The organism is Aequorivita sublithincola DSM 14238, assembly GCF_000265385.1.
In the GTDB taxonomy this organism is placed as follows: domain Bacteria; phylum Bacteroidota; class Bacteroidia; order Flavobacteriales; family Flavobacteriaceae; genus Aequorivita; species Aequorivita sublithincola.
The window spans coordinates 662,546-689,151 of record NC_018013.1; the positions used below are offsets into that span (position 1 = coordinate 662,546).

Annotated in this window: 23 protein-coding genes; 16 read left to right on the forward strand and 7 right to left on the reverse strand. The window is 36.2% G+C overall.

Annotated elements, in window-relative coordinates:
* Nucleotides 1-69: 69 nt before the first annotated feature.
* From AEQSU_RS03265 to AEQSU_RS03310, 10 genes are all read left to right on the forward strand, one after another.
* Nucleotides 70-3,276, forward strand: a complete 3,207-nt coding sequence (locus tag AEQSU_RS03265) for a SusC/RagA family TonB-linked outer membrane protein (protein WP_014781435.1) — start codon at nucleotides 70-72, stop codon at nucleotides 3,274-3,276.
* 124 nt (nucleotides 3,277-3,400) lie between these two features.
* A complete protein-coding gene (locus AEQSU_RS03270; RefSeq protein WP_014781436.1) occupies nucleotides 3,401-4,843 on the forward strand; it encodes a SusD/RagB family nutrient-binding outer membrane lipoprotein in 1,443 nt (480 codons plus the stop codon).
* Nucleotides 4,844-4,915: 72 nt separating this feature from the next.
* The gene (locus tag AEQSU_RS03275) at nucleotides 4,916-6,250 is read left to right on the forward strand and encodes an SLC5/6 family protein (protein WP_014781438.1); all 1,335 of its coding nucleotides are present in this window, start codon (nucleotides 4,916-4,918) and stop codon (nucleotides 6,248-6,250) included.
* Nucleotides 6,235-7,062, forward strand: a complete 828-nt coding sequence (locus AEQSU_RS03280) for a metallophosphoesterase family protein (protein ID WP_042491585.1) — start codon at nucleotides 6,235-6,237, stop codon at nucleotides 7,060-7,062. Before AEQSU_RS03275 ends, AEQSU_RS03280 begins: the two co-directional genes overlap by 16 nt.
* 5 nt (nucleotides 7,063-7,067) lie before the next feature.
* Nucleotides 7,068-7,568: a rhodanese-like domain-containing protein gene (locus AEQSU_RS03285; RefSeq protein WP_014781440.1), complete on the forward strand. Its 501-nt coding sequence runs from the start codon at nucleotides 7,068-7,070 to the stop codon at nucleotides 7,566-7,568.
* A 23-nt stretch (nucleotides 7,569-7,591) separates the two neighbouring features.
* Nucleotides 7,592-8,299: a TIGR04282 family arsenosugar biosynthesis glycosyltransferase gene (locus AEQSU_RS03290; protein ID WP_014781441.1), complete on the forward strand. Its 708-nt coding sequence runs from the start codon at nucleotides 7,592-7,594 to the stop codon at nucleotides 8,297-8,299.
* A gap of 118 nt (nucleotides 8,300-8,417) precedes the next feature.
* Nucleotides 8,418-9,230 carry a purine-nucleoside phosphorylase gene (locus tag AEQSU_RS03295; RefSeq protein WP_042492269.1) on the forward strand — a complete coding sequence of 271 codons (813 nt, stop codon included), beginning with the start codon at nucleotides 8,418-8,420 and terminating at the stop codon, nucleotides 9,228-9,230.
* Between the two features lie 30 nt (nucleotides 9,231-9,260).
* Complete coding sequence (locus tag AEQSU_RS03300; RefSeq protein WP_014781443.1) at nucleotides 9,261-10,157, forward strand: sterol desaturase family protein; 897 nt, start codon at nucleotides 9,261-9,263, stop codon at nucleotides 10,155-10,157.
* Nucleotides 10,158-10,186: 29 nt separating this feature from the next.
* Nucleotides 10,187-10,990, forward strand: coding sequence for a DUF547 domain-containing protein (locus tag AEQSU_RS03305; protein WP_014781444.1), 804 nt, complete (start codon nucleotides 10,187-10,189; stop codon nucleotides 10,988-10,990).
* Between the two features lie 116 nt (nucleotides 10,991-11,106).
* The gene (locus AEQSU_RS03310; RefSeq protein WP_014781445.1) at nucleotides 11,107-11,904 is read left to right on the forward strand and encodes a TIGR04283 family arsenosugar biosynthesis glycosyltransferase; all 798 of its coding nucleotides are present in this window, start codon (nucleotides 11,107-11,109) and stop codon (nucleotides 11,902-11,904) included.
* Here the strand turns inward: AEQSU_RS03310 and AEQSU_RS03315 are convergent, their stop codons facing one another.
* Entirely contained in the window at nucleotides 11,905-12,984 is a 1,080-nt protein-coding gene (locus AEQSU_RS03315; RefSeq protein WP_014781446.1) for a glycoside hydrolase family 113, read from the reverse strand. It abuts the gene before it with no gap.
* Between the two features lie 134 nt (nucleotides 12,985-13,118).
* Between AEQSU_RS03315 and AEQSU_RS03320 the strand changes: the two genes are divergently transcribed.
* The gene (locus tag AEQSU_RS03320) at nucleotides 13,119-14,420 is read left to right on the forward strand and encodes an NAD(P)/FAD-dependent oxidoreductase (RefSeq protein WP_014781447.1); all 1,302 of its coding nucleotides are present in this window, start codon (nucleotides 13,119-13,121) and stop codon (nucleotides 14,418-14,420) included.
* Between the two features lie 18 nt (nucleotides 14,421-14,438).
* A complete protein-coding gene (locus AEQSU_RS03325) occupies nucleotides 14,439-16,025 on the forward strand; it encodes a 4Fe-4S binding protein (RefSeq protein ID WP_014781448.1) in 1,587 nt (528 codons plus the stop codon).
* A gap of 441 nt (nucleotides 16,026-16,466) precedes the next feature.
* On the opposite strand, the gene AEQSU_RS03330 is transcribed toward AEQSU_RS03325, so the two are convergent.
* Both AEQSU_RS03330 and AEQSU_RS03335 read right to left on the reverse strand, forming a co-directional pair.
* Nucleotides 16,467-17,459, reverse strand: a complete 993-nt coding sequence (locus AEQSU_RS03330) for a fasciclin domain-containing protein (protein ID WP_014781449.1) — start codon at nucleotides 17,457-17,459, stop codon at nucleotides 16,467-16,469.
* Nucleotides 17,460-17,489: 30 nt separating this feature from the next.
* Nucleotides 17,490-18,371 (reverse strand): hypothetical protein, encoded by an 882-nt coding sequence (locus AEQSU_RS03335; RefSeq protein WP_014781450.1) that lies wholly within the window; start codon nucleotides 18,369-18,371, stop codon nucleotides 17,490-17,492.
* A 191-nt stretch (nucleotides 18,372-18,562) separates the two neighbouring features.
* On the opposite strand from AEQSU_RS03335, the gene AEQSU_RS03340 reads away from it, so the two are divergent.
* The 4 genes from AEQSU_RS03340 to AEQSU_RS03355 all read left to right on the forward strand — a co-directional run bounded on the left by AEQSU_RS03340 (nucleotide 18,563) and on the right by AEQSU_RS03355 (nucleotide 21,828).
* Nucleotides 18,563-18,967, forward strand: coding sequence for a toxin-antitoxin system YwqK family antitoxin (locus AEQSU_RS03340; RefSeq protein WP_014781451.1), 405 nt, complete (start codon nucleotides 18,563-18,565; stop codon nucleotides 18,965-18,967).
* Complete coding sequence (locus AEQSU_RS03345) at nucleotides 18,967-19,659, forward strand: glycosyltransferase family 2 protein (protein ID WP_014781452.1); 693 nt, start codon at nucleotides 18,967-18,969, stop codon at nucleotides 19,657-19,659. Before AEQSU_RS03340 ends, AEQSU_RS03345 begins: the two co-directional genes overlap by 1 nt.
* Entirely contained in the window at nucleotides 19,656-21,146 is a 1,491-nt protein-coding gene (locus AEQSU_RS03350) for a cellulose synthase family protein (protein WP_014781453.1), read from the forward strand. Before AEQSU_RS03345 ends, AEQSU_RS03350 begins: the two co-directional genes overlap by 4 nt.
* 85 nt (nucleotides 21,147-21,231) lie before the next feature.
* Nucleotides 21,232-21,828 (forward strand): FMN-binding negative transcriptional regulator, encoded by a 597-nt coding sequence (locus AEQSU_RS03355; RefSeq protein WP_014781454.1) that lies wholly within the window; start codon nucleotides 21,232-21,234, stop codon nucleotides 21,826-21,828.
* Nucleotide 21,829: 1 nt separating this feature from the next.
* On the opposite strand, the gene AEQSU_RS03360 is transcribed toward AEQSU_RS03355, so the two are convergent.
* From AEQSU_RS03360 to lipB, 4 genes are all read right to left on the reverse strand, one after another.
* On the reverse strand, nucleotides 21,830-23,197 hold the full coding sequence (locus tag AEQSU_RS03360) for a hypothetical protein (RefSeq protein ID WP_014781455.1): 1,368 nt from the start codon (nucleotides 23,195-23,197) through the stop codon (nucleotides 21,830-21,832).
* A gap of 6 nt (nucleotides 23,198-23,203) precedes the next feature.
* Complete coding sequence (locus AEQSU_RS03365; RefSeq protein ID WP_014781456.1) at nucleotides 23,204-24,559, reverse strand: UDP-N-acetylmuramate--L-alanine ligase; 1,356 nt, start codon at nucleotides 24,557-24,559, stop codon at nucleotides 23,204-23,206.
* Between the two features lie 120 nt (nucleotides 24,560-24,679).
* Nucleotides 24,680-25,600: a tetratricopeptide repeat protein gene (locus AEQSU_RS03370; protein WP_014781457.1), complete on the reverse strand. Its 921-nt coding sequence runs from the start codon at nucleotides 25,598-25,600 to the stop codon at nucleotides 24,680-24,682.
* Between the two features lie 164 nt (nucleotides 25,601-25,764).
* Entirely contained in the window at nucleotides 25,765-26,484 is a 720-nt protein-coding gene (gene lipB, locus AEQSU_RS03375; protein WP_014781458.1) for a lipoyl(octanoyl) transferase LipB, read from the reverse strand.
* Between the last annotated feature and the right edge of the window lie 122 nt (nucleotides 26,485-26,606).

Consider the following 26,606-nt stretch of genomic DNA (forward strand, 5'->3'; position numbering starts at 1 on the left):
GTTCAAGACATAATAGATTTTAAAAATCTGTTGGTCTAAAAAGTTAATTTTTCTAACTAATCACAATTTATGAAGCACATATACTTATGCGTATTGCTGTTATTTTCTATATACAGCTACGCCCAAACCACGGTTACCGGGACGGTAACTTCTGCGGTTGATGACACCACCATTCCATTTGTAACCATACAAGCGAGCAATGGCAAAGCAACAACCACTGATGAAAACGGAAACTTTTCTATTTCAGTTTCCGAAAATAATAAATTAAAATTTTCAACAATAGGCTATGCAACGCAAACAGTTTCTGTTGAAAATAGAACTAAAATAAACGTAGTTCTAGCCGAATCTACAACGAGTCTTGATGAAGTTGTGGTAACGGCACTCGGAGTAAAACGGGAAGCTCGCGAGTTGGGCTATACCGTTCAAGCCTTAAAATCTGAAGAAATTTCTGAAGTAAAATCGGTTAACTTTCTCGATAATCTTTCAGGAAAATTGGCTGGCGTCACCATCACCCAAGGCGCAACTGGCGTAGGTTCTTCATCAAAAATCACAATTCGCGGTGAAGCTTCTTTTTCAAATAACAATCCGCTTTTTGTAATTGACGGCACGCCAATTAACAACAATACCGTTTTTAATGTAACGAATGAAGCCGCAGCTGGTTTTCAGGAAATTGACTTTGGAAACGGAGCGATGGAAGTAAATCCAGACGACATAGAATCTGTAACTGTTTTAAAGGGTCCAACCGCCGCCGCGCTTTACGGAACGCGCGCTGCGAACGGTGTGATTGTTATTGAAACGAAAGACGGCAGCAAATCCAAAGGAATGGGAATAAGCATTAACACTTCTCTTTTCGTGGACACAGCTTTTAAATTACCAAAATTTCAAAACGAATACGGTCAAGGAAATTCGGGCAAATTCGAATATGTTGACGGACTTGGTGGTGGAACCAACGATTTAATAAGTTACTCTTGGGGACCACGCTTGGATGTGGGCAATTTTATTCCGCAGTATGACAGTCCCGTTTATTTACCTGACGGAAGTGTGGTTCGCGGCGGAGATACTGCGCTTTACAATGGATTGCCAATTACGGCAACACCTTTTGTTTCGCATCCAGATAATTTAAAGAATTTTTACAAAACTGGAATTACCACGATTAACAACGCTTCGGTTTCTGATAACTTCGGAAACGGAAATTATCGCCTTTCATTTACAGATGTAAGAAGCGAATCTATTATTCCAGGTGTAAATCTTGACCGACAAACAGTTGCGGCAAATCTCACTTTCCGTCCGTCAAACAAAACTGAAATTACAACTTCAATTAGTTACGTAAATTCAAATAGCGACAATCGTCCCAGTAACGGTTATGGAAGCGAAAACGTAAATTATGCTCTGGTAGCTTGGGGTCCGCGCTCTTTAAATATTAAAAATATGAAGCAATATTGGCAGCCAGGTTTGGAAAATGTGCAGCATTATTCTTTTAATTACACCTATTTTGATAACCCATATTTCACATTACTTGAAAATAGAAATTCCTTTAATCGCGATCGTGTTTTTGGAAATGTTTCAATTAGACAGCATCTTTCGGATCATTTAAGTTTTTCATTGCGAACAGGAATGGATTATTCTTCAGAAAATCGTGAATTCCGAAGAGCTTATAGCAGTAACCGTTTTAAAAATGGAGCTTATGCCGAAGACGATGTGCTTTACAGAGAAATAAATACTGACTTTTTAATCAACTACAACAATAGCTTAGGAAATTTCTCTTTTGATATTTCTGCCGGAGGAAATAGATTAGACCAAACCGCTTCCACTAAGCAATCGCAAGCACTGAATTTAGCGCAACCAGGAATTTTCAGTTTGAATAATGCCGCGTCGCCTATTCAAATTTTTCAATTTGAATCGCAAAAACGAATTAATTCTTTTTATGGAATTGCAAAATTTGGATTTAAAGATATTGCATATTTAGACTTAACTGCTCGAAACGATTGGTCTAGCGCTTTAGCAACACCTTTTTCGGTTGATGGCACTTCCTTCTTTTATCCTTCGGCTTCTTTGAGTTTTATACTTTCAAATGCGGCGAAACTTCCGAGTTTTATTTCATTCGCAAAACTTCGCGGAAGTATTGCTCAGGTTGGGAATGATACAAGTCCATACCAGACTTCGGGAGCCTTTGTATCGCAGATTCCGTATGCAGGTCAGCCAACTTTTAGCAATCAAAATTTCATTCCAAATGCTAATTTGAAACCAGAGCTGGTAACTTCCTACGAATTAGGTGCCGACGTTCGCTTTTTCAGGGATCGTTTGAATTTTGACTTCACTTATTACAACGCTTTAACCGAAGATCAGATTATTTCTTTACCAATAGGAATTTCATCTGGCTATAACCAACAAGTTGTAAACGGTGGAAAAGTTCGCTCGCAAGGCGTTGAATTGGTTGCGAATATAATTCCTATAAAAACAGGAAATTTCAGTTGGAATAGCACTTTCAATTTCAGTAAAAGTAAGGCTGTTGTAGAAAGTCTTCCGCAAACAGATGGGCGATTGACGCTGGCTTTCAGCAGAATTTATGACAGTGCAGATCAAACCGTTTGGTTTCAAGTAGAAGAAGGTGGCGAAATTGGCGATATCTACGGAACTGGTTATTTGAAAAACGAAAATGGCGATTTCATTCTTACTTCAGCAGGAAGATATATTGCTGATAATACCTTGAAAAAAATAGGAAACTACAATCCAGATTTTATTTTGGGATGGAACAATAGTTTCAACTATAAAAAATGGAATCTTGGCTTTCTGTTCGATTGGCGACAAGGTGGTGAATTGGTTTCACGAACTCGTGCTTTAGCAACCGTTGGCGGTCAACTTGCAGAAACTGGAGGCGATCGTGGCGATATTGTTCCGCAAGGCGTTGTGAATATTGGAACTCCTGAAAACCCAAATTACGTTCCAAATACAACTGCCGTTTCTGCGGAAAGTTATTACCGTCAATTTTACGATAGAAATCACGAAGAAAATAATACGTACGACGCTTCCTATTTAAAGCTTCGGCAGTTTTCCATCGGTTATAAATTCGAAATTCAAAAAGGTTTTGCAGGATTAAATGATGGCGCAACAATCAATTTTTCAATTATTGGACGAAACATTTTCGCCATTAGCGACATTCCACACTTTGATCCAGAACAAATCGCGGTTCAAGGCAATGGTTTTGTGAGCGGTGTTGAAGATATGAGTTATGCTTCAACGAGAAGTATTGGATTTAAAGCAGGTTTGACTTTTTAATAAACTCAAGATTTGAAAAACTAACAAAACATCCCACCCCAACCCTCCCTTCAAAGGGAGGGAGCCAAGTCCCCTCTTCGAAGATGGGATTTAGGGGAGATGTTTACCACTAACATTAAATAATATGAAAAATACACTATATATTTTCAGTCTAATTTGTCTGCTTGTAGCAAACGGATGTACCAAAGATTTCGAAGAAATAAATACAAACCCAAACGCGCCAAATAGCGTGCAACCAAGTCTTTTGTTGCGTCAAGTAATTTATGATTTTGGAGAACAAATGAGTTACGAAGGTTTTGTTGCGGGCGATTTGCTTTCGCAACACAGAACTGCAATTGACTTTAATCTCTTTGACCGACACGCTTTGAAATCGCCTCAATTAGGTGGAAATCCTTGGCCGGTTTTTTACGTAAACCTTCGCGATAATGAAATTTTACTGAACCAAGCTCGAACGGTTCAAACTTACTCAGTTTACGAAGGTCCAGCCTTAATTATGAAGGCATACATGGCTTCGGGATTGACGGATTTGTTCGGAGATGTTCCATATAGCGAAGCATTCAACGGCGTAAATGGAACTGTTACACCGAAGTACGATAAACAGGAAGATATCTATTTAGCAGATGGTGGAATTCTGGATAATCTTAACAAAGGAATTGCTGCCATCAACAATTACAACGATGTAATTCCGCTGGAAGGCGACATACTTTTCAACGGAAATTTGGACGGTTGGGTAAGGTTTGCGAATGCTTTAAAAATTAAAGCATTGCTACGCATTTCAGCCAAAGTTGATGTTTCAGCACAGTTGCAAACTATTTATAACGAAGGAAATTTTATTCAAAGTAATTCTGAAAACGCAATTTTCAACTTTACAAATACAGATCCAAACCGTTTCCGTTTAGCAAAACTTCGGGTGGGCGATTTCAACAATTTTGTGCTTTCCAAAACGATGGAAGATATAATGCTCAATTTGAATGATGACAGAATTGGCAAGCTTTTTCGTCCCTTTCAAAACTCAACAAACAATGAATTTAATGGATTGATAAACGGAATTGATGCTTCAAACACTTCTATTAACTTAGCAGATTATTCACTCGCAGGAACCGTTTTCCGCGATGATACATCTACGCTAGACGCCAATTTTTTAACTGCTTGGGAAACCTATTTAAACTTAGCAGAAGCCGCCCAAAAAGGTTTGATTACCGCAAACGCAAAAGATTTATACGAAACTGGCGTAACGCTAGCTTTTGAATATTGGAACACGCCAATGCCTTCAGATTATTTAACGGGTCCAGCTGCCTTTGATGCTTCCGGAACAACTCCAATTCAACAAATTATTACTCAAAAATGGATTGCAAACATCATCAACGGTTATGAAGGTTGGGTTGAATATCGCAGAACTGGTTTTCCAATATTGAAGCCAATTGCCGCAAGTTTAAATGACGGATTAATCCCTGTAAGAATGCCTTATCCCGCAGAAGAACAGGCGTTAAATGCGGACAATTACAATGAAGCAGCATCAAACACAAACGGAAACAGCATCAATTTCCCAGTTTGGTGGGATGAATAATTGTAATCTAAAATATTTCGAAATTAATGGAAACAGTTGAGCAACTTGAAACTTTAAACCTGAAACCCTTTTATGAACGTAGAAATCTGGCAATGGGCATTGATAATTGTATCTAGTTTGATACTTTTTTTCCTTTCGCCATTGGCCAAAACCACAGATCAATTCTTTAAAGCAACGCATCGCAAAAAAGCCCCGAGCGCTTTTATGCTTACTGGTAGCCTCATCATTTCGTGGATTTTTGCGAAAAGTATTACTAATGCTGCCAATCTCGGTCTCGATTTCGGGATTGTGGGTGGTGTTGCTTATGCTGGTTATTATTTATCTTTTGCCGTAGCGGGAATCATTATCTATTTTCTTCGAAAAAATGGCGGTTTTACGAGTATTCACCATTTTTTAACGAGCCGTTTTGGAAAAGGTGCAATGCGGGTTTTTTCAGTTTTGATTGCGATTCGTTTGTTCAACGAAGTTTGGAGTAATACGATGGTAATCGGCACTTATTTTGGCGAACAGGGAAGTTCAGGTTTTTATTGGGCAATTATTGTTTTCACCGTTTTAACATTGGCTTATGCGCTGAAAGGCGGGTTGAGCAGCTCCATTTTTACAGATTTAATTCAAATGGGGTTGTTTGCAGTTCTACTTTGTATTATTCTTTGGAAGATATTTTCGATGGAAGATTTTACGGTTTCTGAAGTTGCAAGTTCTGGGACTTGGAGTTTTGGCTTGGGCCTAAATTTATTTTTTGCGGCAATAATTCAATCGTTTAGCTATCCGTTCCACGATCCCGTTTTGACGGATCGCGCTTTTTTGAGTTCTCCAAAAACCACGCTTAAAAGTTTTTTGTGGGCCACACTGCTCGGAGCCCTAAGTATAATACTTTTTAGCGTAATCGGAGTTTACGCTAAAACGCAAGGTATGGAAGGTCAGGCCGCGGTTGAGGTTGGGAAAGCATTCGGTGTAATCATTCTTTTAGTGATAAACTTTATTATGATTACTTCAGCAGCTTCTACTTTAGATTCCACCTTTTCTTCCTTTTCGAAATTATTGTCAGTAGATTTGAAGCTGGGGAAAAACCTAACTTTTGGACGATTATCAATGGTAATTATTGCGATATTGGGAACCATTCCAGTATTTTTGAATGCCGAAATTCTTTCCGCAACAACTGTATCAGGAACGATGGTAATTGGGCTTACACCGGTGTTTTTATTTTGGAAAATGAAAGTCCCAAAAGTGAGTTTTTACGTAAGTGTATTTACAGGAATCGCTTTCGGCTTTATTTTAGTTTTTGAAATTTTTCCGAAAAAACTCATTTTCACTGAAGGAAAATACGCAGAGCTACTTTGGGTAAACATTTGGGGAATTGGCAGTTGCATACTTTTATATTTAATACCAACTTGGATAAAAAAATAGAACATATAAAAAATCTAAAAGGCAAAGTTTTGCTTTTTGGTGGCGTTTACAGCAATTTGCAAGCTTTGGAAAAGCTAAAAAGCATTGCTGAATCTGAAAATATTCCTCCAGAAAATTGTATTTGCACAGGAGATATTGTGGGCTATTGTGCCCAACCTGAAGAAACCGTTCAACTTTTTAAAATTTGGGGTGCCAAAAGTATTGTTGGAAATGTGGAAATTCAATTAAGCGAAGGTGCCGAAGATTGTGGCTGCGATTTTAAAGAAGGCGGCAGATGCGATGGTTTTTCGCAACTATGGTATCCGTTTGCGCAAAGCAAACTTTCAAAAAGCTCGTTGGATTTTATAAAAACCTTGCCCGATTTTCTTCAATTTGAATATGCGGGAAAGAAAGTTACCGTTGTTCACGGCTCCTATTTCAATGTTTCAGAATTTATTTTTAAATCTACTCCTTGGGAAACCAAACTTGAAGACCTTAAAGCAACTAAAAGCGATGTAATTATTGCAGGCCATTGTGGTTTGCCTTTTCATCATACTCAAGAAAACAAAATTTGGTTAAATCCAGGTGTTATTGGAATGCCCGCAAACGATGGAACACCCCAAGTTTGGTATATGATTCTAAATGATAAAAAAGACGAACTAACTTTTTCACACCACAGAATGGATTACAACTTTATGCTAACCAGTAAATTAATGCAAAACGGTTTGCTTCCACAGGAATATGCGAGAACGATAACTACCGGAATTTGGAACAATACTGAAATACTTCCTGCCATTGAGAGTGGTTGGCAAGGTTTTGGCATTCCATTATAAAATTTATGAAACAAAAAACAATCTTTTTTCTTTTACTATTAATCACAGCAAGCAGCTTCGCCCAGAAAAACGTAGAAGATTTGCTGCAAATTTATAATACTCGCAGTATTCCATACATCTCGGTAGAAGGATTACGAATGTTGCAAATGAACGATTCTGTCGTGATTCTTGATGCGCGCGAGCCACAAGAATTTAATGTCAGCCACATTGTTTCAGCTAAAAACATTGGCTTCAACAATTTTTCTTCCGAAGAAAAACAGCTGCAGCGATTAAAGAAAAACGCACCCATAATAGTATATTGTTCCGTGGGAATCCGTTCCGAACAAATTGGTGAAAAACTAAAAAAAGCGGGATTTACCAATGTGAAAAATCTTTACGGTGGTATCTTTGAATGGAAAAACAAGGAATATCCAGTGATTGATTCCACAGGAAGAGAAACAGAAAACGTACATACCTTTTCTAAAATGTGGAGTAAATATTTAAATGCCGGAAATCCGGTTTATTGATTTTAAATTGACGATTTTAAAAAATGGGCTTACTTTCTAAAAAAGACACAAGCGACGACAATGAAATGGCCTCCGATTTTCATTTTCCGACCTCAAAAAAAGCACTTATTATTTTCACTCGAAACCCTGAATTGGGGAAGGTGAAAACACGTTTGGCAAAAACAGTCGGCGATGAAAGTGCTTTAAAAATCTATAAATTTCTTCTGAAGCATACGGTTGAACTTACCAAAAACCTGAACGTCGATAAATATGTTTTTTATTCTGAAAACATCCATCGCGAAGATATTTGGGATGCAGATACTTTCAGAAAAAAGTTACAATCTGAAGGTGATCTAGGTGAAAAGATGAAGAATGCTTTTTCAGAAATCTTCGGAATGGGTTATGAAAAAGCAATCATTATTGGCAGTGATATGTTCGATTTGAATAAAAACGATTTAGAAGTTGCTTTTGATTCGTTACAAACTAACCAATTTACAATAGGTCCCGCAACGGATGGCGGCTATTACCTTTTAGGAATGAAAGAACTCAATTCAGAGATCTTTCAAAATAAAGAATGGGGTACAAGTAGCGTATTAGAAACTACTTTGAAGGATTTAAAAGACGAAAAATACGTTCTTCTAGAAGAGCGAAACGATATAGATTATTTCGAAGACATTAAAAACGTGGATGAATTTCAGCAATTTTTACCACCTTATTTGGATAACAATAAAAAAAATGACTTAAGACGGTAAGACTTAGGATGTAGGACAAAATAGTGTTGGTTCAAAAGCTAATTTTTGATTTTTTTTTGTCTTACGTCTTAAGTCCTTTCATCTTATGTCAATAAAAACACGATGATAAATTATGAGCATTACAAAATACATTGAAGGAGCAGCAGAATATCTTCAACAACGCGGATTTGAAAATCCTGAAGTAGGAATTATTTTAGGAACAGGTCTTGGAAAAATAATTGAAAACGTTGAAATTGAAGCTGAAGTAAGCTACAATCACATTCCAAATTTTCCAACCGCCACGGTAGAATTTCATAAAGGAAAACTGATTTATGGTACTTTGGAAGGAAAAAAAGTAATTGTAATGCAGGGCCGTTTTCACGTTTATGAAGGCTATTCGTTGCGTGATGTTACTTTTCCTGTGCGCGTTATGCACCTTTTAGGCATAAAAAAGTTGTTAGTGAGCAACGCTTCTGGAGCAATAAATCTCAACTTCAAAAAAGGAGAAATTATGCTTATTGACGACCACATTAATTTGCAAGGCGACTCTCCCCTAGCCTTCCGTGGCGTTGAAAAAATGGGTGAACGTTTTGTGGATATGAGCGCACCCTATGACGTTGAAATGAATAAAAAATTAATTCAAATTGCTTCCGATGAAAACATAACCCTTCATAAAGGAGTTTACGCTAGCGTTGTTGGTCCACAACTGGAAACCCGCGCAGAATATAGATATTTAAAAATAATTGGCGCAGATGCCGTTGGTATGAGCACCGTGCCAGAGGTTATTGTTGCAAACCATTTAAACCTTCCAGTTTCGGCAATTTCGGTATTAACTGATGAATGTGACCCAGAAAATTTGAAACCTGTGAATATTGCTGATATTATTGCTTCTGCTGAAAAAGCTGAACCTGCCATGATAACTTTGTTTACTGAGTTGATTAAACATTTGTAAACAATTCCGACTATTTACGACCAAAAAACCTTGGAGAAATACCTCGAAATATTTAAAAATTCCTACCACGGCTACTTCAATTATTTGTGGAGCGAAATAACCAGTTTCCATTGGGAAAACTATTTCTATGGGTTGATTATTCTATCTCTTCTGGTTTGGAGTTTGGAACTTTTGTTTCCGTGGCGAAAAAATCAAAAAGTCTTTAGAAAGGATTTTTGGTTGGATACTTTTTATATGTTTTTCAACTTCTTTCTGTTGAATTTAATTGTCCTGATTTTTCTATCTAATGCAACTGAGGCACTTTTCGATGATGCTTTGGCCTATATTGGTTTGTCTATTGAAAGTTTTCATTTGTTTGATTTAAATTCACTTCCATTTCGAATGGGACTTTTAATCTTTTTTTTGGTTACTGATTTTGTGCAGTGGAATACTCACCGTTTACTTCACCGCGTTCCCTTTCTTTGGAATTTCCACAAACTCCACCATTCCGTAAAGGAAATGGGCTTTGCCGCTCACCTTCGTTACCATTGGATGGAACCTATAGTTTACAAATCATTACTTTATATTCCTCTTGCAATAATTGGAGGTTTTGATGTAGAAGCTGTTGCAATCGTTCATTTTACGGCACTAGCTATCGGTCATTTAAATCATGCAAATATTGGTTGGGACTACGGAAGGTTTAAATATGTATTGAACAACCCAAAAATGCACATCTGGCATCACGCCAAAGTTTTGCCAAAAAACGCACAATACGGCGTTAATTTTGGGATTAGTTTAAGCCTTTGGGACTACCTTTTCAGAACCGATCATATCCCGCACGACGGCAGAGACATTGCCTTGGGCTTCGATGGAGATGAAAATTTTCCGAAAAATTTTGTAGGCCAAACACTTTATCCTGTCAAAACCAAACAACGAAATGTTTCGTAAGTATTGCAAACAGTAAAACACAAACAAAAATGAAAACCTTATTCAATATTGCCACAGTCCTTTTAGTGGCTTTTAGTACGCAAAGTTGCAACCTTCTTTCTGCCGCAGGCGTGAGCAGTCAAGGGCAACCTACAAAAGAAGTGAAAATGGAACTTACTTCTACAACCGCAAATTCCGCAGTAAATGTAGACCATTCTGAATGGAACTCTTTATTAAAAAAACACGTAAATAGTGAAGGTCTAGTTGACTATAAAGGGTTTAAAAAAGACCAAGCCAAACTGGATGGGTATCTAAAAATGCTTTCGGAAAAAAATCCTTCAAACGATTGGAGTGTGCAAGAATTATTAGCTTATTACATTAATATATACAATGCAGCAACGGTAAAATTGATCGTGGAGAATTATCCTGTAAAAAGCATCAAAGATATTGACGGTAATTGGACGAAAGGTCGCGTTTCTATTGGAAGCAAAGAATTGTCTTTAGGCGGAATTGAAAACGGAATCCTTCGAAAAATGAATGAACCGCGCATTCACTTCGCCATAAATTGTGCTTCAATTTCTTGTCCAAAAATATTGAATGAAGCTTTTACAGCAGCCAAAATTAACGAACAATTGGATCGCGCTACTAAGGAATTTATCAATAGTGATAAAAACGATATTTCTGCCAACAGCCCAAAGCTATCCTCAGTTTTTGATTGGTATCAAAAAGATTTTAAGATGAACGGAAAACAGGATGTAATTGGTTACATCAATCAATATTCCAAAACCAAAATCAATATGGGAGCTACAATTTCATACAAAGATTATAACTGGAATTTGAACGAACAGAAATAAGTTTTCAGTTTTCAGTAAAAGTAGGCTCGCGATTTATCGCGTGCCTTTTCTTTATAAATCTTATATTTGAAGCGTTTCTATAATTGAGCAAGAAACCTGAAACCAGAAATTATTTAATGCTAAGTATCATCATCCCGGTTTTAAACGAAGCCGAAACCATTGAAAAATTATTGAGTCATCTTTCTGAAAATCTTTCGGGAAAGAACAGTGCAGAAATTATTTTGGTGGATGGTGGAAGCACAGATAACACAAAGGAACTCATTACAGATTTTGCGAAAAGCGCATCTAGCCCCGTCAGGTTTTTAAAACCAGACAGGGCTTTTTCCATTCAAGTTATTTCTTCAGAAAAAGGACGCGCAAAACAGATGAATAAAGGTGCAACTGAAGCTTCTGGCGAAATACTTTACTTTTTACACGCAGATTCATTTCCTCCGAAAAATTTCGACAGCTATATTATTTCTGAAGTTGAAAAAGGAAACCCGGCGGGATGTTTTAGAATGAAATTTGACCATACTCATTGGTGGCTTCAACTTGCGGGATGGCTCACGCAATTTAGCTGGCGAGCTTCCCGTGGAGGCGACCAAAGTCAGTTTATTACGAAACAACTCTTCAACGAAATTGGCGGTTTTGATGAAACTTTCATCATTTATGAAGACAATATTTTAATCAACGAACTTTACGAACGAAAGAAGTTTGTAGTGATCCAACAGTGGCTTACAACTTCCGCAAGGCTTTATAAGCAAAAAGGAATTTGGACATTGCAATATCATTTTTTGATTATTTATGTAAAAAAGTGGTTCGGGGCAGATGCTGATGAACTTTACAATTACTATTTGAATCACATAAAAATTTCAAAAAAGGAAACCTCTCATAAAGTATCATCAAGAAAGGCTTTATCAGAAAAACAGGTTTAGTTATTTCTGTAAATAATACTTTTTCACAACCGCTTCCGCAGGTTTGTTTTGAGGTGTAAATTGATTATCATTTTCGCCACCAACATTTTCGTGAGATATAAACCATTTCCAAAGAAAGCCACCGGCAAACCAATCTTCTTCCCAAACAGATTGGTATAAACCTTCCAGTAAATTTGCTTGAGCTTCAAGATTTAATGAAGTCATTTCTCGATCGCTTCTCCAAGGTTCTTTTCCAGCGAAATCAACGCTTCTATAGCCGTATTCGGTAAAAAGAATCTTTTTGTTTTCCTTTTCTGAAAATGTTTTTATTTCATCTTTCCAGCGTTGCCAACCTTTTTTAGATTCTTCAACAGTTGGAGTTTTATTCTCTGAAATAGGAAAATAAGCATCGACCCCAATATAATCCAAGTCTTTCCAAAACGGCACGCGTTTGTATTCGTCCCAATTTGCTGCATAAGTAAGTTTTCCTTGGTAAACCATTCTGATTTTAACTATCAAATTTCGCCAATATTCCGGACGATGTTCTATAAATTTTTCAAGTTCGGTGCCGATGCAAAATAATTCTACATTTTCTGCTTCGGCTACTTTCGCAAAATCTAGTATAAAATTTCTATAGGAATTTTCAAGTTCAAGCCAATCATTTTCCGAAGCCATCTTCAAAAGCCCTGTAAATTCGCCATTCCAGACCCAAATTTGTGGTTTCATCATTACCTGAATATTATTTTTGTGAAGCATATTTATATATTGCTTCGCTCCTTGCTTCGTTTCGCCGAACCATTGCCGTTGTTGATTGTAAATAATTTCAGGATGTCCCAAGCTCTTTATGAAAGCGAAAGGCATAACAGCGGCGTAATTAGCGTGAATTTCTTTTAAAGGAAGAATATTTTGGGGCAGAATAGAATCTTTGGAAGCTACGAAACTAACGCCGTTTATCTTTAAAGTAATTGATTCTTCAATTGTATTTTCGTGTTTTTCAGAGGCTAATACCTTCGAAGAATCGCGCTTTTGGACACATCCTAAAAGTAAAGGAAATAGAAAAATACAGACTAAAGAATGGCGAATTAACTTCATTTTATTCATAAATAAGTGATGAATGTAGCACTTTATTTTAGAATTTATCGAAACTTTAATAGCCCTTTTAAATCTAACCGACTTGTAATTGCGTAAATTTATAAACGACTGAAAAGTAACTAAACCAAAATAACTTCCTAATTATGGAGCACATCGTCATTATTGGCAACGGAATTGCTGGCATTACTGCTGCAAGACACATCCGAAAACTTTCCGACAAAAAGATAACCATAATTTCCGCTGAAACAGATCATTTTTTCTCCCGAACCGCACTAATGTACATATATATGGGACATATGCGTTGGCGAGACATTGAACCTTACGAATCTTGGTTTTGGGAAAAAAACAGACTGGAACTGAAAAAAGGCTTTGTTGAAAGAGTTGATACGGATACTAAAACGCTTCATTTTAAAGAAGGTGGTTCTATTAATTACAACAAACTTATTATTGCCACGGGTTCCACCACCAATACTTTTGGCTGGGAAGGCCTAGAATTGAATGGCGTTCAAGGTCTGGTTTCTAAGCAGGATTTAGAAAATCTTGAAAAAAATGCTCCTAATAATAAAGAATGCCCACGAGCAGTAATTATTGGCGGCGGATTGATCGGCGTGGAAATGGCGGAAATGCTCCGAACCCGAAATATTGAAGTAACCATGCTCGTTCGCGAAGATGCTTTTTGGACCAATGCTTTACCTTATGGTGAAGCGGAAATGCTTTCACGACATATAAAATCTCACGGCGTTGATCTTCGTCATAATTCAGAACTCGATAAAATTTTAGGCGACGACAACGGAAATGTGAGAGCTGTTTTAACAAAAGACGGCGAAGAAATTCCGTGCTGTGTTGTGGGAATAACTACTGGCGTAAAGCCGAATATTTCCTTCTTGAAAAATTCAAAAATTGAAACCGATAAAGGTATTTTGGTAAACCGAAAGTTGGAAACCAATATTGAAAACGTTTATGCCATTGGCGATTGTGCACAACAGCACGAACCCATAGGCAATCGTCCGCCAATTGAAGCCGTTTGGTACACAGGGCGAATGATGGGCGAAGCCTTGGCGCAAACCATCTGCGGAAAATCTTTTGATTACAATCCAGGAAACTGGTTTAACAGTGCCAAGTTTTTTGATATTGAATATCAAACCTACGGTTGGGTTTTTTCTGAACAAAGACGTAAAGATTATGAAGAACAATTTCATTGGAAATGCAGCAGCGACCTGCGTTGTATTACAATTTCATACAATAAAATTTCAAATGAATTTCTGGGAATAAATACCTTCGGAATACGAATGAAACACGAAGTTTTTGATAGTTGGTTGGATGAAAAAAGAAGTGTGGATTATGTAATTCAAAACCTTAAACTAGCCAATTTTGATCCTGAGTTTTTTAAAAAATATGAAAAGGAGATTCTTTCAGCATATAACAGACAAAACGTAACTGTTTAAATAAAACAAACCAAATATATGAGCACCGTTCAACGAAATATGTCTCTTACTGGCGAGCCGCCAAAAACTATAAATACCCAACAAAAAATCGCTTCAGCTATTGGTTTGTTGGGTTTGGCTTTGCTTTTTTTAGCATTGTTCAATCTTGATTTTCCTAATAAAACCTTATGGCTCGGTTTGTCTTTAACGATGATTGCCGTTGATATTATTTGGTTTTCAACCGCTGCTTATTTAAACAAACACGAAGGGATTAAAAACGATGGCGTTTACTTTAAATCGCTTACTAGCCGTGGATTTTGGGCATGGATTTTAGGAATTACTCTAACGCTATTTTATGTGGTTTTGTATTGGTTTCCGCAGTATTTGGGCTTAGTGCAGGATGGAGATAATAAAGGAATTATTGCTCTTTTTGACCCTTTAAGCAAATTGCTAAGCGGTGGGCCAGCAAGCCAATGGTTTCTCTACGGAACACTTTATACGTTAGCGATTGTAGCTTTCGGAATAAAATTCATCTTAAAATATCGTCATAATAAATACGAAAAACTTAGAACGTTTTCGGTTATGTTTTTTCAGATGGGTTTCGCCTTTTTGATACCCGAACTTATGTCCCGATTGAATTCAGACAGTTTTAAATTACCTTACTACGACCTAAAAAATATTTGGCCACTCAACTATTACAATTTTGAGCAATACCGAATTGATGAATTTATTTCTGCAGGTGATGTTGGTTTAGGACTTCTTATTTTTGGAGTTCTATCAATCTTTGTAATTACACCAATTTTGACTTACAAATACGGTAAACGTTGGTATTGTTCTTGGGTTTGTGGTTGTGGTGGTTTAGCGGAAACTGCTGGAGATTCCTTTCGTCATTTAAGTGATAAAAGACAAGTTGCCTGGAAGGTGGAACGCTGGGTTATTCACAGTGTTTTGGTTTTTGTTGTATTAATGACAACTGCCGTAATTTATAGTTATTTAGGCGATGATTCTTCAAAATATTGGCTTACCAAAAATACTTTCTTAATTAGCGTGGCTGTCCTTTTAACTATTGTATTTGCCGGCGTTTGGATCTTTAAAAGAGAAGAGTTACAAAAAGATGCTCGTTTTGGAGCTATTGGTTATTTCATCATTATAATTTCACTTATAGGTTTTCATTACTTTTCAGGAAAAACATTATTCTTTTTTGAACCAGAAACGCTTCGAAAAAGCTATGGTTTCTTAATCGGTTCTGTTTTTAGCGGCGTAATAGGCGTTGGGTTCTATCCTATTTTTGGTAGCCGGGTTTGGTGCCGAATGGGTTGCCCTATGGCCGCAATTCTTGGATTTCAACAACGATTATTTTCACGTTTCAGAATAACTACAAACGGCGGACAATGCATCTCTTGCGGAAATTGTTCTACCTATTGCGAAATGGGTATCGACGTGCGTGCATACGCTCAAAAGGGTGAAAACATTGTACGTTCAAGCTGTGTAGGATGCGGAGTTTGTTCAGCAGTTTGTCCACGTGGGGTTTTAAAACTTGAAAATGGACCGCTTGAGAAGCGTATTAATTCCAACGAAGTTCTTTTGGGGAATGATTTGGATTTGATGAACTATGTAAATAAGTAGCAGTTGGCAGTTGCAGTTTGTAGCTTTTAGCGACTTCAATCATAAGAATTAAATCGTTCAATATCGCGATCCTTATAGTCATCTTCATCTGTCTAAAAACTACAAAAGCGAAGCGTTTCGTATTCTCTATTTCCTAGTGAATTAAAAGTTCAGTAATTCTTAAAATTAAAATTTCATAAGCTTATACCTTATGATAACAATCGAATTGACAGCACGTATTTGCTTTAATGGAATAGCTTGATAGCTCCCTTCGATTTCTAAAAAAGGTGGAAGTTGCTTTATAAATTGCTCATTAAATTTAAAGCCATTAGTGGCGAAACTTTACTAATGAAAAGCAATAATCTTCTATAATCAAAACCAGATTCTTTCACTAAAAAAACAGCACCAATGAGCGTAAACTCACGGTGCTGTTACATTTAATTAACAAAAAAAAAGAAACAACTATAGATTCGGTAATAGTACTTTATCAATCACATGAATAACCCCATTAGTAGCTTGAACGTCTGGAATAAACATATTTGCAGGTTCGCCATTTCCTACTCCGCCAACATTTAGTGTGCCATTGTTATAAGCTCCTAATGTTAGTGGATCGCCACCAAGTGGGCTTAACGTTCCAGCATTAAGTTCACTTGTAAATTTCCCTCCATTTGCTATTACATGATTTAACAATACGGTTGCCACAACTTGTTTTGGCAATTGTCTAATATCTTCTGGTTTGGTAAAAGTTAATCCTAAGGCTGTTCCTAAATCTTTAAAAGCCTGGTCTGTCGGTGCAAAAACCGTAAAGGATGGGCTACCATCTGAGGCGGTTAAAGCGCCAGCTAAATCTGCATATATAACAGCTTCAACAAGGAAAGTCAATTCTGGTTGTTTAAAAACCTTTGCCGTACTCAAAGCTATTGCAGATTGAACAATATCACCTCCTGTGGCAATCATAACCTTATCAATAACATGTACTGTTCCATTACTCGCGTTTATATCTGTAGCCAATATCTTGGATCCATTTATATAGGTGTCTGATCCACGTTGTATAATGCGTCTATTCACTCCTATAGCAGAACCGAAAGAGGCACCATCTGTGAGGGAACTACCCATAATATTTCCGTTGGAAGTATGATAAAGTAAGGTATTCGTTAAGAATGCTTGTTGAAGAACCCCTAAATTATTTTCATTCAACCCTAGACGTGCAAAAGCATCGTTATTGGGCGCAAATACTGTATAATCTCCAGATGAATGGTTTGGATTCTTATTGCTTAAAACTCCTGCTAAACCACCATAGGTTGCTGCAGCTTCTAAAGCACTAAAGTTTGGATTAGAAACTGCAATATAAGATATTGAAGGTTCTGAATCTTCAAAATTTGATTCGGTTTCACAAGAACTGAATGTGAAAACTAAGGCTAATGCCATTATTGATTTAAGATATATATTTTTCATTTTAGTGTATTTTAAGAAATTAATAATTTTTTAGAAAGAATAAACCAATCCGCCGTAAAACCCAGTGGATTTACCAAGATTACGTCCTGCAACATAACTGTTTGCGCCTGCAGTAACACCAATCCCTTCAAATAAAGGTGCATAGACACTAGCACCAACGCGTGTATAGTTTACGCGAGTTGCTGGAAAATATCCTGTAAATCCATTTCCAAGAATGTCCACTCCGTCCTTATCAGATAGTTGGTTTGCTACATACGCATCAACATAAAATTTTGATGCGGCGTACCCAACTTTCAGTTGGCTTAATAATGCATCTGGAACACCACTATCCTTAAAACTGTAGCCTATTTGTCCTGTAGTAAAAAACCCAGATTTGGTTTTGAAGTTTGCAAGACCGATTGCATTAAAACTGCTGGCGTGGTTACCAATGGCAATGATTGACTGAAGTCCTTCATCTGCCTTATAATCGCTAAGTGGCGTTTCAAGACCTACAGAACCTATAAAACTCAGTTGGTTCTCTCCAATATTAAAGGTGTGAAAGTTGTATTTTACATACAGACTTAAATCCTGAATACCTTTTCTTGTATTTTCAAATCCAAGATTGTCGAGGGTTGCTTCACTCGCATCTCCTTCAGACTTAATATAGGGCACATTGAAAACAACGTTTAAATCGTCTGTAATACCGTATTCTCCATAAACAGAAATACTGGTGTTTGTCACTTCATTAAATACAGGTATTCCATCCACTTCTTGTGGTACAAAAAAGACTTTGTCATATTTTTCCCAAGAATAGGAAATAACGGCAGCACCTTTATTGTTTTTTTTCATAAACCCAGTTACGGGACTTTGTGCAAGTATGAACGATGACGTTAACAAGCAAAGCATTGTGAATAATTTTGTTGGTAGTTTCATTTTAGATATTTTAATTTAAGATTATGCAACACTTACGGAGAAAAGTTAGAAGTGGTTTTTTTTAAAATTTAAAACCTCATTGTGTTTTTAATCGTAAATAAGATGACAGATAAATAATCTGAAAGAATTTGAGGTAACTTAAATGTCAGTATTCAGAAATTTCACGTCTTAATCATTAACTCTATTTTAAAATGCATCTCTACCTATTTATATTCTTAAGTTTTTTCACAAATATTGACTCGCCAAACAGTAAGCAATACATCAAAAACTACTACGAAAATGGAACTTTAAAATCTGAAGGTTGGATCACAAATAATTATAAAACGGACTATTGGTATTTTTATGACAAGAATGCCAACATCAAAAAAGAAGGACATTTTGTTAATGGAAGTGCCGAGAATTGGTGGATTTTTTACGAAATTGGCAGTCCTTACAAATCTAAAATACAATTCAAAAACAATAAAAAAAATGGTTTTGCCTTGTGTTATAAAAACAACGAATTGATAAGAGCCGAAAAATATAAAAACAACTTGAAAACGGGCTCTTGGACTTCACTTTTGGCCTTCAAGCTAGATAACCCTGACGTAAGTTTTTAATGAAACATATAGTAGTAATAATCCCCGCCTATAACGAAGAAAGCTCTGTTGGGAAAGTGATTTCGGAAGTTCCTGATATCGTTTCAGAAATAATTGTGGTGAACAATAACTCCACAGATAGAACTGCGGAAATGGCTAAAAAAGCAGGTGCAACCGTACTTTTTCAACCAAATGCAGGTTACGGAAATGCTTGTTTGAAAGGAATGGAATACATTTCAAAAGAAGAAACAAAACCAGATATTGTGGTTTTTCTTGATGGTGATTATAGCGATTATCCTTCGGAAATGACAAAAATTCTTAAACCGATTCTTGAAGATAATATAGACTTTGTAGTTGGTGCGAGAGTAAAAGAATTACGAGAAAATGGCTCTATGACCTTTCCGCAGCGCTTTGGCAACAAACTAGCAACAAAATTGATGAGCCTTTTTTTCAATTCAAAATTCACAGATCTTGGACCTTTTAGAGCCATTAAATATGAAAAGTTACTCGCCCTAAATATGGAAGACAAAACCTACGGTTGGACGGTAGAAATGCAACTAAAAGTCTTAAAAAAGAAATGTACTTATGTTGAAGTGCCAGTAAAATACAAAAACCGTATTGGCGTTTCAAAAGTTTCGGGTACGGTAAAAGGTGCTATCTTTGCTGGCATAAAAATTCTTACCTGGATTTTTAAATATAGCTTCAAAAAATGATTCTTGAATCCCTAATTATTGTTATTTATTCCGTTGCCCTACTCCTCATCTTTATGTATGCTTTGGCGCAGCTCAACTTGCTTTTTAACTATTTAAGCGCCAAAAAACATCATAAGAATTCACCAACTTTCAATTTTTCAAATGAAGAAGAGATTCCCTATGTAACCATTCAGCTTCCTGTTTATAATGAACTTTATGTGATGGAACGGTTGCTAACCAACATTGCCGAAATTGATTATCCCAAAGAAAAACTAGAAATACAAGTGCTTGATGATAGCACTGATGAATCTTTTGAAGAAACGGCGAAGCATATTCAACAACTTCAAAAAACAGGTTTAGACATTCAGCATGTTACTCGTGAAAACCGAGAAGGTTTTAAGGCTGGAGCATTAAAAGAAGGTTTAAAAACTGCCAAAGGCGAATACATTGCAATATTTGACGCAGATTTTCTTCCGAAGAAAAACTGGTTGAAAAATACAATTCCCTACTTTAAAGACCCTGAAATTGGCGTGGTGCAAACACGTTGGGGACATTTAAATCGTGACTATTCAATCCTAACACGCGTACAAGCTTTTGCACTTGATGCACATTTCACTTTAGAACAAGTTGGACGGAATAGTAAAGGACATTTCATAAATTTTAATGGAACGGCAGGTGTGTGGCGGAAGGAATGTATTCTGGATGCTGGAAATTGGGAAGGCGACACGCTAACCGAAGATTTAGACCTAAGCTATCGTGCGCAACTTAAAAACTGGAAATTCAAATATTTGGAAGAAGTGGAAACTCCGGCGGAACTTCCTATAATAATTAGTGCGGCGCGTTCGCAACAATTCCGTTGGAACAAAGGCGGCGCAGAGAATTTTCAGAAAATGGCTTGGCGGGTTTATTTAAGTAAGGATATTCCTTTCAAAACAAAAATTCACAGTTTTCTGCATTTGCTGAATAGTACTATGTTTTTGAATATTTTGATTGTCGCAATCCTAAGTATTCCAATGCTTTATATCAAAAACGAATACGAGCATTTAAAAATGTATTTTTATGTAATGAGCTTTTTTGTGATAAGCACCATCATCTTTTTTATCTGTTATTGGTTTACCTATAAAGCTATTTACGGCGGAGGATTTAAACGATTTTTGAAATATTCAGCAATGTTTTTCACCTTCTTTTCCGTGGCGATGGGTTTTTCATTGCATAATTCTATTGCGGTTTTGGAAGGGCATTTCGGGAAGAAAAGTGAATTTATTCGAACCCCAAAATTTAATATCAGCAGTTTAAAGGAAGGCTGGAAAGGAAATAAATATGTTACTAAAAACATTTCACCAAACGTGATTTTTGAAGGTATTTTGATGCTTTATTTTGCCTTTGGAATGTATAGCGCTTTTGTTGTTGGCGATCAGGGTGGCGATTTCGGACTCTTTCCGTTTCACTTGATGCTTTTCTTAGGGTTTGGGTTTGTGTTTTTTAAATCGTTGACTTCTAAAGCATAAATCTTTTTTAAGTACATTTATCTTCAATATCTTTCTGAAACTAAAAGCCCCTTCGGCCTAATCGCTAATTCCTAATCGCTTAGAAATGTATCCACCGCCACACCATCAATCGCATGACATTGAAAAAATGATTTCTGTAATCAAACATTTTCCTTTGGGAATGTTGGTTACAGCGAAGGATGGAAAACCTTTTGTTACACACATTCCTTTTATTTACAACGAAACTTCCGAACGATTAATAGCGCACCTAGACCGAAGCAATCCGCAGCTTGAAACATTGATTGATAATGCTGAAGTTACTGTAGTTTTTAAAGGACCAGACACCTATATTTCACCAAGCATATATACAACGCCACAATTACCAACGTGGAATTACATCATTGTTCACATAACTGGAAAGCTGAAACTATTGGACGATGCTGAAACTGTAAAACAAACAATGCTTGATATGACGGAATTTTTGGAAGGTGAAGCTCAAAAATTTATTCTGCAAAAAGACGACCCAAGAATGGAGCGCTTTTTAAATTATATTCAAGCTTTCGAGATTGAAGTAACCAATTGGGAAGGGAAGTTCAAGCTTTCGCAGGACAAAATTTCGCAGGATTTTGAGAATGCAATGGAGGAATTAATAGATAAATCTCGAAAGGACAAATCAGCGTTTATCAACAGTATTTTCGAATAAGCTATTCAGTGTAAGTTTCAGTAACAAGTAGAGGGTATTTATTAAAAAGTCTTTCTCGATCCTTTTCATATTCCTTTCTATTTACTGGCCTGAAGTTTTCTCCAAACTTCAGTTCAACCCTTTGGTCATTATATCTCAAATCCTGAATTGCTTGTTTCTGAGAAGCCAATAAGGTTATATATGATTGATAGGTATTACTATTATTGAAAACATAATTGAATTGCGTAGCACTATCTATGTGCTTTATGAAATATTCAACCAGTTCATTTTTTTTGATCTTTTTATTGCCAAACAAATATTCATTTTCCCCTAAATAAACTTGTATCGTTTTACTAATTAAACTATCCTTTTGTTCTGGAGGCAATGAGATTTTTGATACAGAATCTGGCGTATTTATAAAGTGAAGCTCCTTAACCAAACCTCTATTATCAAATCTACTCACAAGGTTTTCATCATTATTTTTTGTAATATATCTAATTAATCTATAGCCTAAACCTCTAAGCAAATTCTCAAGTCTGACTAAATTATCTACAGAAATATCTTCTGGCATCAAAAGGACAATACTGAATCTATTTCGATATAATAAATCAGCAATATCTTTTTCTAAAACATCTTCTAACTGACTAAAATTTTCAAGCTTTATTCCATCAAAATCAAAAAAGAGTTGATTTTTCTCTTCATATATTTTTAGTTTATTATTCGCAAAATTTGTATAGGCATCATCTACAAAATCTGAAACAGGTAAATCCACATAAGGATTTGAACTTAGCATAGAGGCTTCTACTTTTTTATAAGGAAAAATTGATGTTACAGCGAAACAAAAGCTGAATATGGATATTATAAAAAAATTGATCAACAAAGGCCTATAGGCCATTTTTTTGAAATATTTTATGATTGATTTCCAGCCTTCTAAAAAAATTACAATTGCTATAAAGATTAGGATAAACTTCACTTCAGAAATTCTTGTTTCAACAAACACAGAAATGAGCGCCACCATAAAGCCTAGCTTTAGAAAAAGATAAGAAAAATTGAATTGCAAAAAACGCTGATCATTTATTATAGCTAATCTTACATTACTTGGAACTGGATTGTTATCAGGTTTGCGAAAAAGATTCAACAAAAAAAGTGCATTTCCCAAAGCTAAAGATATAATCGCAAAATTGAAATTTTCCCAATAACGCTCAACAGGCTTCGTCACGAGTGCATAATTTGAAGTTCCAAAATCAAGCATTCCAAAAGAATAACGAATAAAACAGAGAAACGCATAAAAAGAAAATGAAGCTCCAATCCCTAATAGACAACTAAACCAAAAACGTTTTTTTGAAATGTTTAATTTATTCCTATTTCTTAAAAACCCTTTTTGAAGCATGTGATATTATTTTAAATACTCCTTCACTTCCTCAAAATCTAACCCTCCATAATTTCCACTACTCATTAAAAGCAAACAAGTATTTTCATAATCCTGTGAAAAAAGATAGGTTTTAAAGTCAGCTGGATTGGTGAAAACTACCAAATCCTTTCGCTCAAAAGCTTCTTCAATTTGTTCGCCTTTAATTTTTTCTAACTGCTTTATCATTACAGCGTGTGGTGAATAAAAAACTACGGCGCTATCCGCTGCATCTAATGTTCCTTTGTATTCCTTTAAAAATTCTGGGTTTAGGCTGCTATAGGTGTGAAGTTCCAAACAAGCAATCAATTTTCGGTTTGGATATTGATTTTTCACAGCTCCTGTTGTCGCCTTTACTTTGCTTGGCGAATGTGCATAATCTTTATAAGCTACTGCAGTTTTGGTTTCTGCAATTTTTTCGAGTCGTTTGCTGGCACCTTTAAATGTGGCGATGGCTTCGTAAAAATCATCTGCATCAACACCCATTAATTGACAGATCCATCTTGCGCCTTCTAGATTGTTTAAATTGTGTTTTCCGAAGATTTCAACAGGCATTGGCCCTTCGGGAGTTTCCAAAAGGGTAGTTCCGTCTTTAACGGTATATTCGGGCGTTTGGTACGGATATTTTTTTATGTGATTTGTTGAATTTTCTACAACTCGTTTTACCTCTGTATCTTCTTCGTTGTAAATAATTGCGCCACCGTTGGTAATTTCATTTAGAAAAATTTCAAACTGCTCCACGTAATTTTCATAAGTAGGAAAAACATTTATGTGATCCCAAGCAATACCGCTTAACAATGCAATATTAGGTTTATAAAGATGAAACTTTGGCCTTCTATCTATGGGTGAAGAGAGATATTCATCACCTTCAATAACCATAAAATCATTATGGTCGGTTATTTTTACCATAGTATCAAATCCTTCAAGCTGGGCGCCAACCATATAATCCACATCTTTTCCGTTGTAACTCATTACGTGCAAAATCATGGAAGTGATAGTTGTTTTTCCGTGCGAACCGCCAATAACCACGCGGGTTTTATTTTTGGATTGTTCGTAAAGAAATTCTGGGTAACTGTAGATTTTTAAACCGAGTTCTTTCGCTTTTAAAAGCTCAGGGTTATCTGCTTTGGCGTGCATTCCGAGGATTACGGCATCAATTTCTGAAGTTAATTTTTCTGGAAACCAGCCTTCTTTTTCGGGCAACAAACCTTTGTTGTTCAACCTCGTTTTTGAAGGTTCAAAAATTTCGTCATCGCTTCCGGTAACGTTTTCTCCTTTTTGATGTAATGCCAATGCAAGGTTGTGCATCGCGCTGCCGCCAATGGCTATGAAGTGGATTTTCATTTTTTAGTTGAAGAGTTTATGAGTTTATGAGTTTAGGCCTTCGATCCGATAGCTATCGGATACGCTCAGGGTGACATTTGTTGTGTAAATATACTTTTTCTAATTCTGAATTTTGATGAATTACAAAGCCAAGATGAGTGATTTTTCTTTTTGGGCTTCTTTGAAATCTGCTTTACCCAATAATGCCTTATTAATCCAAGTAAGGGCGATTTCCTTCTTTCCTAAATTTTTATAAATCTGTGCCATACGATAATACGCCCAATCTTTTTCTACTCCATCTTTGATGGAATAGTTGGCCAAATACTGGCTTAAACATTCAATACCGTATTCAGGTTCCAAATTATATTGCGCGGAAATTTTCCCGATTTGGTAGTTCAGCTGATTGCGTTTGTGCTTTTTTAAGGATGCTGAAGTTGTAACTATTGCTTCCTTTGGCTGATTGTTTTTTTCATACAGATTTGAAAGTTTTTCGTATGTATGTGCCGATCCGCCTACATCAATCGCCTTTTTGTAATAACGTTCGGCATCTTTTGGTCTATCTGTATATTCAGCAATATAGCCGTTGGCGAGATAGCCGTCCACTTCAGATATTTTTCCTAATTCATTTGCATATTGGACTGCTTTGTTTTCACTTCCACCAAAAATTCCTGGCAATTGAATGTAAAATTCCACCAAAGCCCAACGTGCTTCTATGTGTTTTGAATCTAATTTTGCGGCTTGTTCCAGTTCGTATTTTATATCGGCAATGTAAGTTACCGCCCGAATGCGGCTGATGGACATTGCTTTTAAACCCATTGCGCCACCGTATTTAAAATGGTAGTTGGCATTTGTTTTTTCATCTTTTACTAAACCTTCGTAATAGGAAATTGCAGTGTCCCAGTTTTTTCCATAACCAGCAATATCTCCCAAATATTCACGGGTTTTTTTGTCGTTAGGATGCTGTTTCAGGTAATTTTCAAAAATAGGTTTTGCCCTGCTGAAATTTTCTTGTTTAAAATATTCCTCCGCCTTTTCATAGCTGCTTTGAGCTATTATAAACATTGGAAATAGGAAAAAAAGAATTGTTATTTTTTTGAAATTTTCGATATGATTTAAGTTTTAATATATTGATGATGGATGAAAAGAATGAATTTTTCATCTTTTAAATAGTAAAATAGTAGAGGCTACTATGAGTCCTTATTGAAGTCGTAAACTCATAGAAAGTATTACATTTCTATGGGTTCTTTCTGTTTTACTTCAGCTTCAAAAAGAACGAGAAAATGCTTCAAAAGTTTTTCTTTCACTTCTTCCATAGAAACTTCAGCTTTTCCTAATTCAACATTTAGGGAAGTTACCGCTTTTCCTTTGATACCGCAGGGAATCATATTATCAAAATATCCTAGATCTGTGTTCACATTTAGTGCAAAACCGTGCATCGTTACCCAGCGACTTGCGCGAACGCCCATTGCACAAATTTTCCTAGCAAAAGGAGTACCTACATCCAACCAAACTCCGGTTTCACCTTTACTGCGTTCTGCTTTTAAACCGTATTCCGCCAAGGTGAGAATGATCATTTCTTCTAGTAAACGCAGGTATTTATACAAATCGGTAAAAAAGTTTTCTAAATCTAGGATTGGGTAGCCTACAACCTGTCCTGGACCGTGGTAAGTGATATCACCACCGCGGTTTATTTTGTAGAATTTGGCATTTATTGCTTTCAGTCTTTCTTCTTGAATAAGCAAATTTTCAATATTGCCACTCTTTCCGAGTGTGTAAACGTGTGGATGCTCCACGAATAAAAGATAATTAGTAGTTTCCAGTTCTAGGTTTTCTTTTCGGTTCGTACTTTTAATTTGTAGAATATTTTGAAAAAGAGATTCCTGAAAGTCCCAGGTTTCTTTGTAATCTTTTAAGCCTAAATCTAATAATTCCAAAGACTGATTCAATGTTGTTTATTTTTAAAATTGAGTGTAAAACTATACATAAAATGCTTTTTGAATATTCATATTTTGAATTTTATGATTCTTTTTGGCAAAAACCGAAAAGTTAGTTTCTTAAAAATTCTATA

Coding starts and splice junctions, on each gene's coding strand:
- AEQSU_RS03320 (WP_014781447.1), top strand. CDS start 13,119: ATGGAGCACATCGTCATTATTGGCAACGGAATTGCTGGCATTACTGCT.
- AEQSU_RS03285 (WP_014781440.1), top strand. CDS start 7,068: ATGAAACAAAAAACAATCTTTTTTCTTTTACTATTAATCACAGCAAGC.
- AEQSU_RS03305 (WP_014781444.1), top strand. CDS start 10,187: ATGAAAACCTTATTCAATATTGCCACAGTCCTTTTAGTGGCTTTTAGT.
- AEQSU_RS03270 (WP_014781436.1), top strand. CDS start 3,401: ATGAAAAATACACTATATATTTTCAGTCTAATTTGTCTGCTTGTAGCA.
- AEQSU_RS03360 (WP_014781455.1), bottom strand. CDS start 23,197: ATGCTTCAAAAAGGGTTTTTAAGAAATAGGAATAAATTAAACATTTCA.
- AEQSU_RS03330 (WP_014781449.1), bottom strand. CDS start 17,459: ATGAAAAATATATATCTTAAATCAATAATGGCATTAGCCTTAGTTTTC.
- AEQSU_RS03345 (WP_014781452.1), top strand. CDS start 18,967: ATGAAACATATAGTAGTAATAATCCCCGCCTATAACGAAGAAAGCTCT.
- AEQSU_RS03335 (WP_014781450.1), bottom strand. CDS start 18,371: ATGAAACTACCAACAAAATTATTCACAATGCTTTGCTTGTTAACGTCA.
- AEQSU_RS03365 (WP_014781456.1), bottom strand. CDS start 24,559: ATGAAAATCCACTTCATAGCCATTGGCGGCAGCGCGATGCACAACCTT.
- AEQSU_RS03265 (WP_014781435.1), top strand. CDS start 70: ATGAAGCACATATACTTATGCGTATTGCTGTTATTTTCTATATACAGC.
- AEQSU_RS03310 (WP_014781445.1), top strand. CDS start 11,107: ATGCTAAGTATCATCATCCCGGTTTTAAACGAAGCCGAAACCATTGAA.
- AEQSU_RS03290 (WP_014781441.1), top strand. CDS start 7,592: ATGGGCTTACTTTCTAAAAAAGACACAAGCGACGACAATGAAATGGCC.
- AEQSU_RS03275 (WP_014781438.1), top strand. CDS start 4,916: ATGAACGTAGAAATCTGGCAATGGGCATTGATAATTGTATCTAGTTTG.
- AEQSU_RS03355 (WP_014781454.1), top strand. CDS start 21,232: ATGTATCCACCGCCACACCATCAATCGCATGACATTGAAAAAATGATT.
- AEQSU_RS03325 (WP_014781448.1), top strand. CDS start 14,439: ATGAGCACCGTTCAACGAAATATGTCTCTTACTGGCGAGCCGCCAAAA.
- AEQSU_RS03370 (WP_014781457.1), bottom strand. CDS start 25,600: ATGTTTATAATAGCTCAAAGCAGCTATGAAAAGGCGGAGGAATATTTT.
- AEQSU_RS03350 (WP_014781453.1), top strand. CDS start 19,656: ATGATTCTTGAATCCCTAATTATTGTTATTTATTCCGTTGCCCTACTC.
- AEQSU_RS03315 (WP_014781446.1), bottom strand. CDS start 12,984: ATGAATAAAATGAAGTTAATTCGCCATTCTTTAGTCTGTATTTTTCTA.
- AEQSU_RS03340 (WP_014781451.1), top strand. CDS start 18,563: ATGCATCTCTACCTATTTATATTCTTAAGTTTTTTCACAAATATTGAC.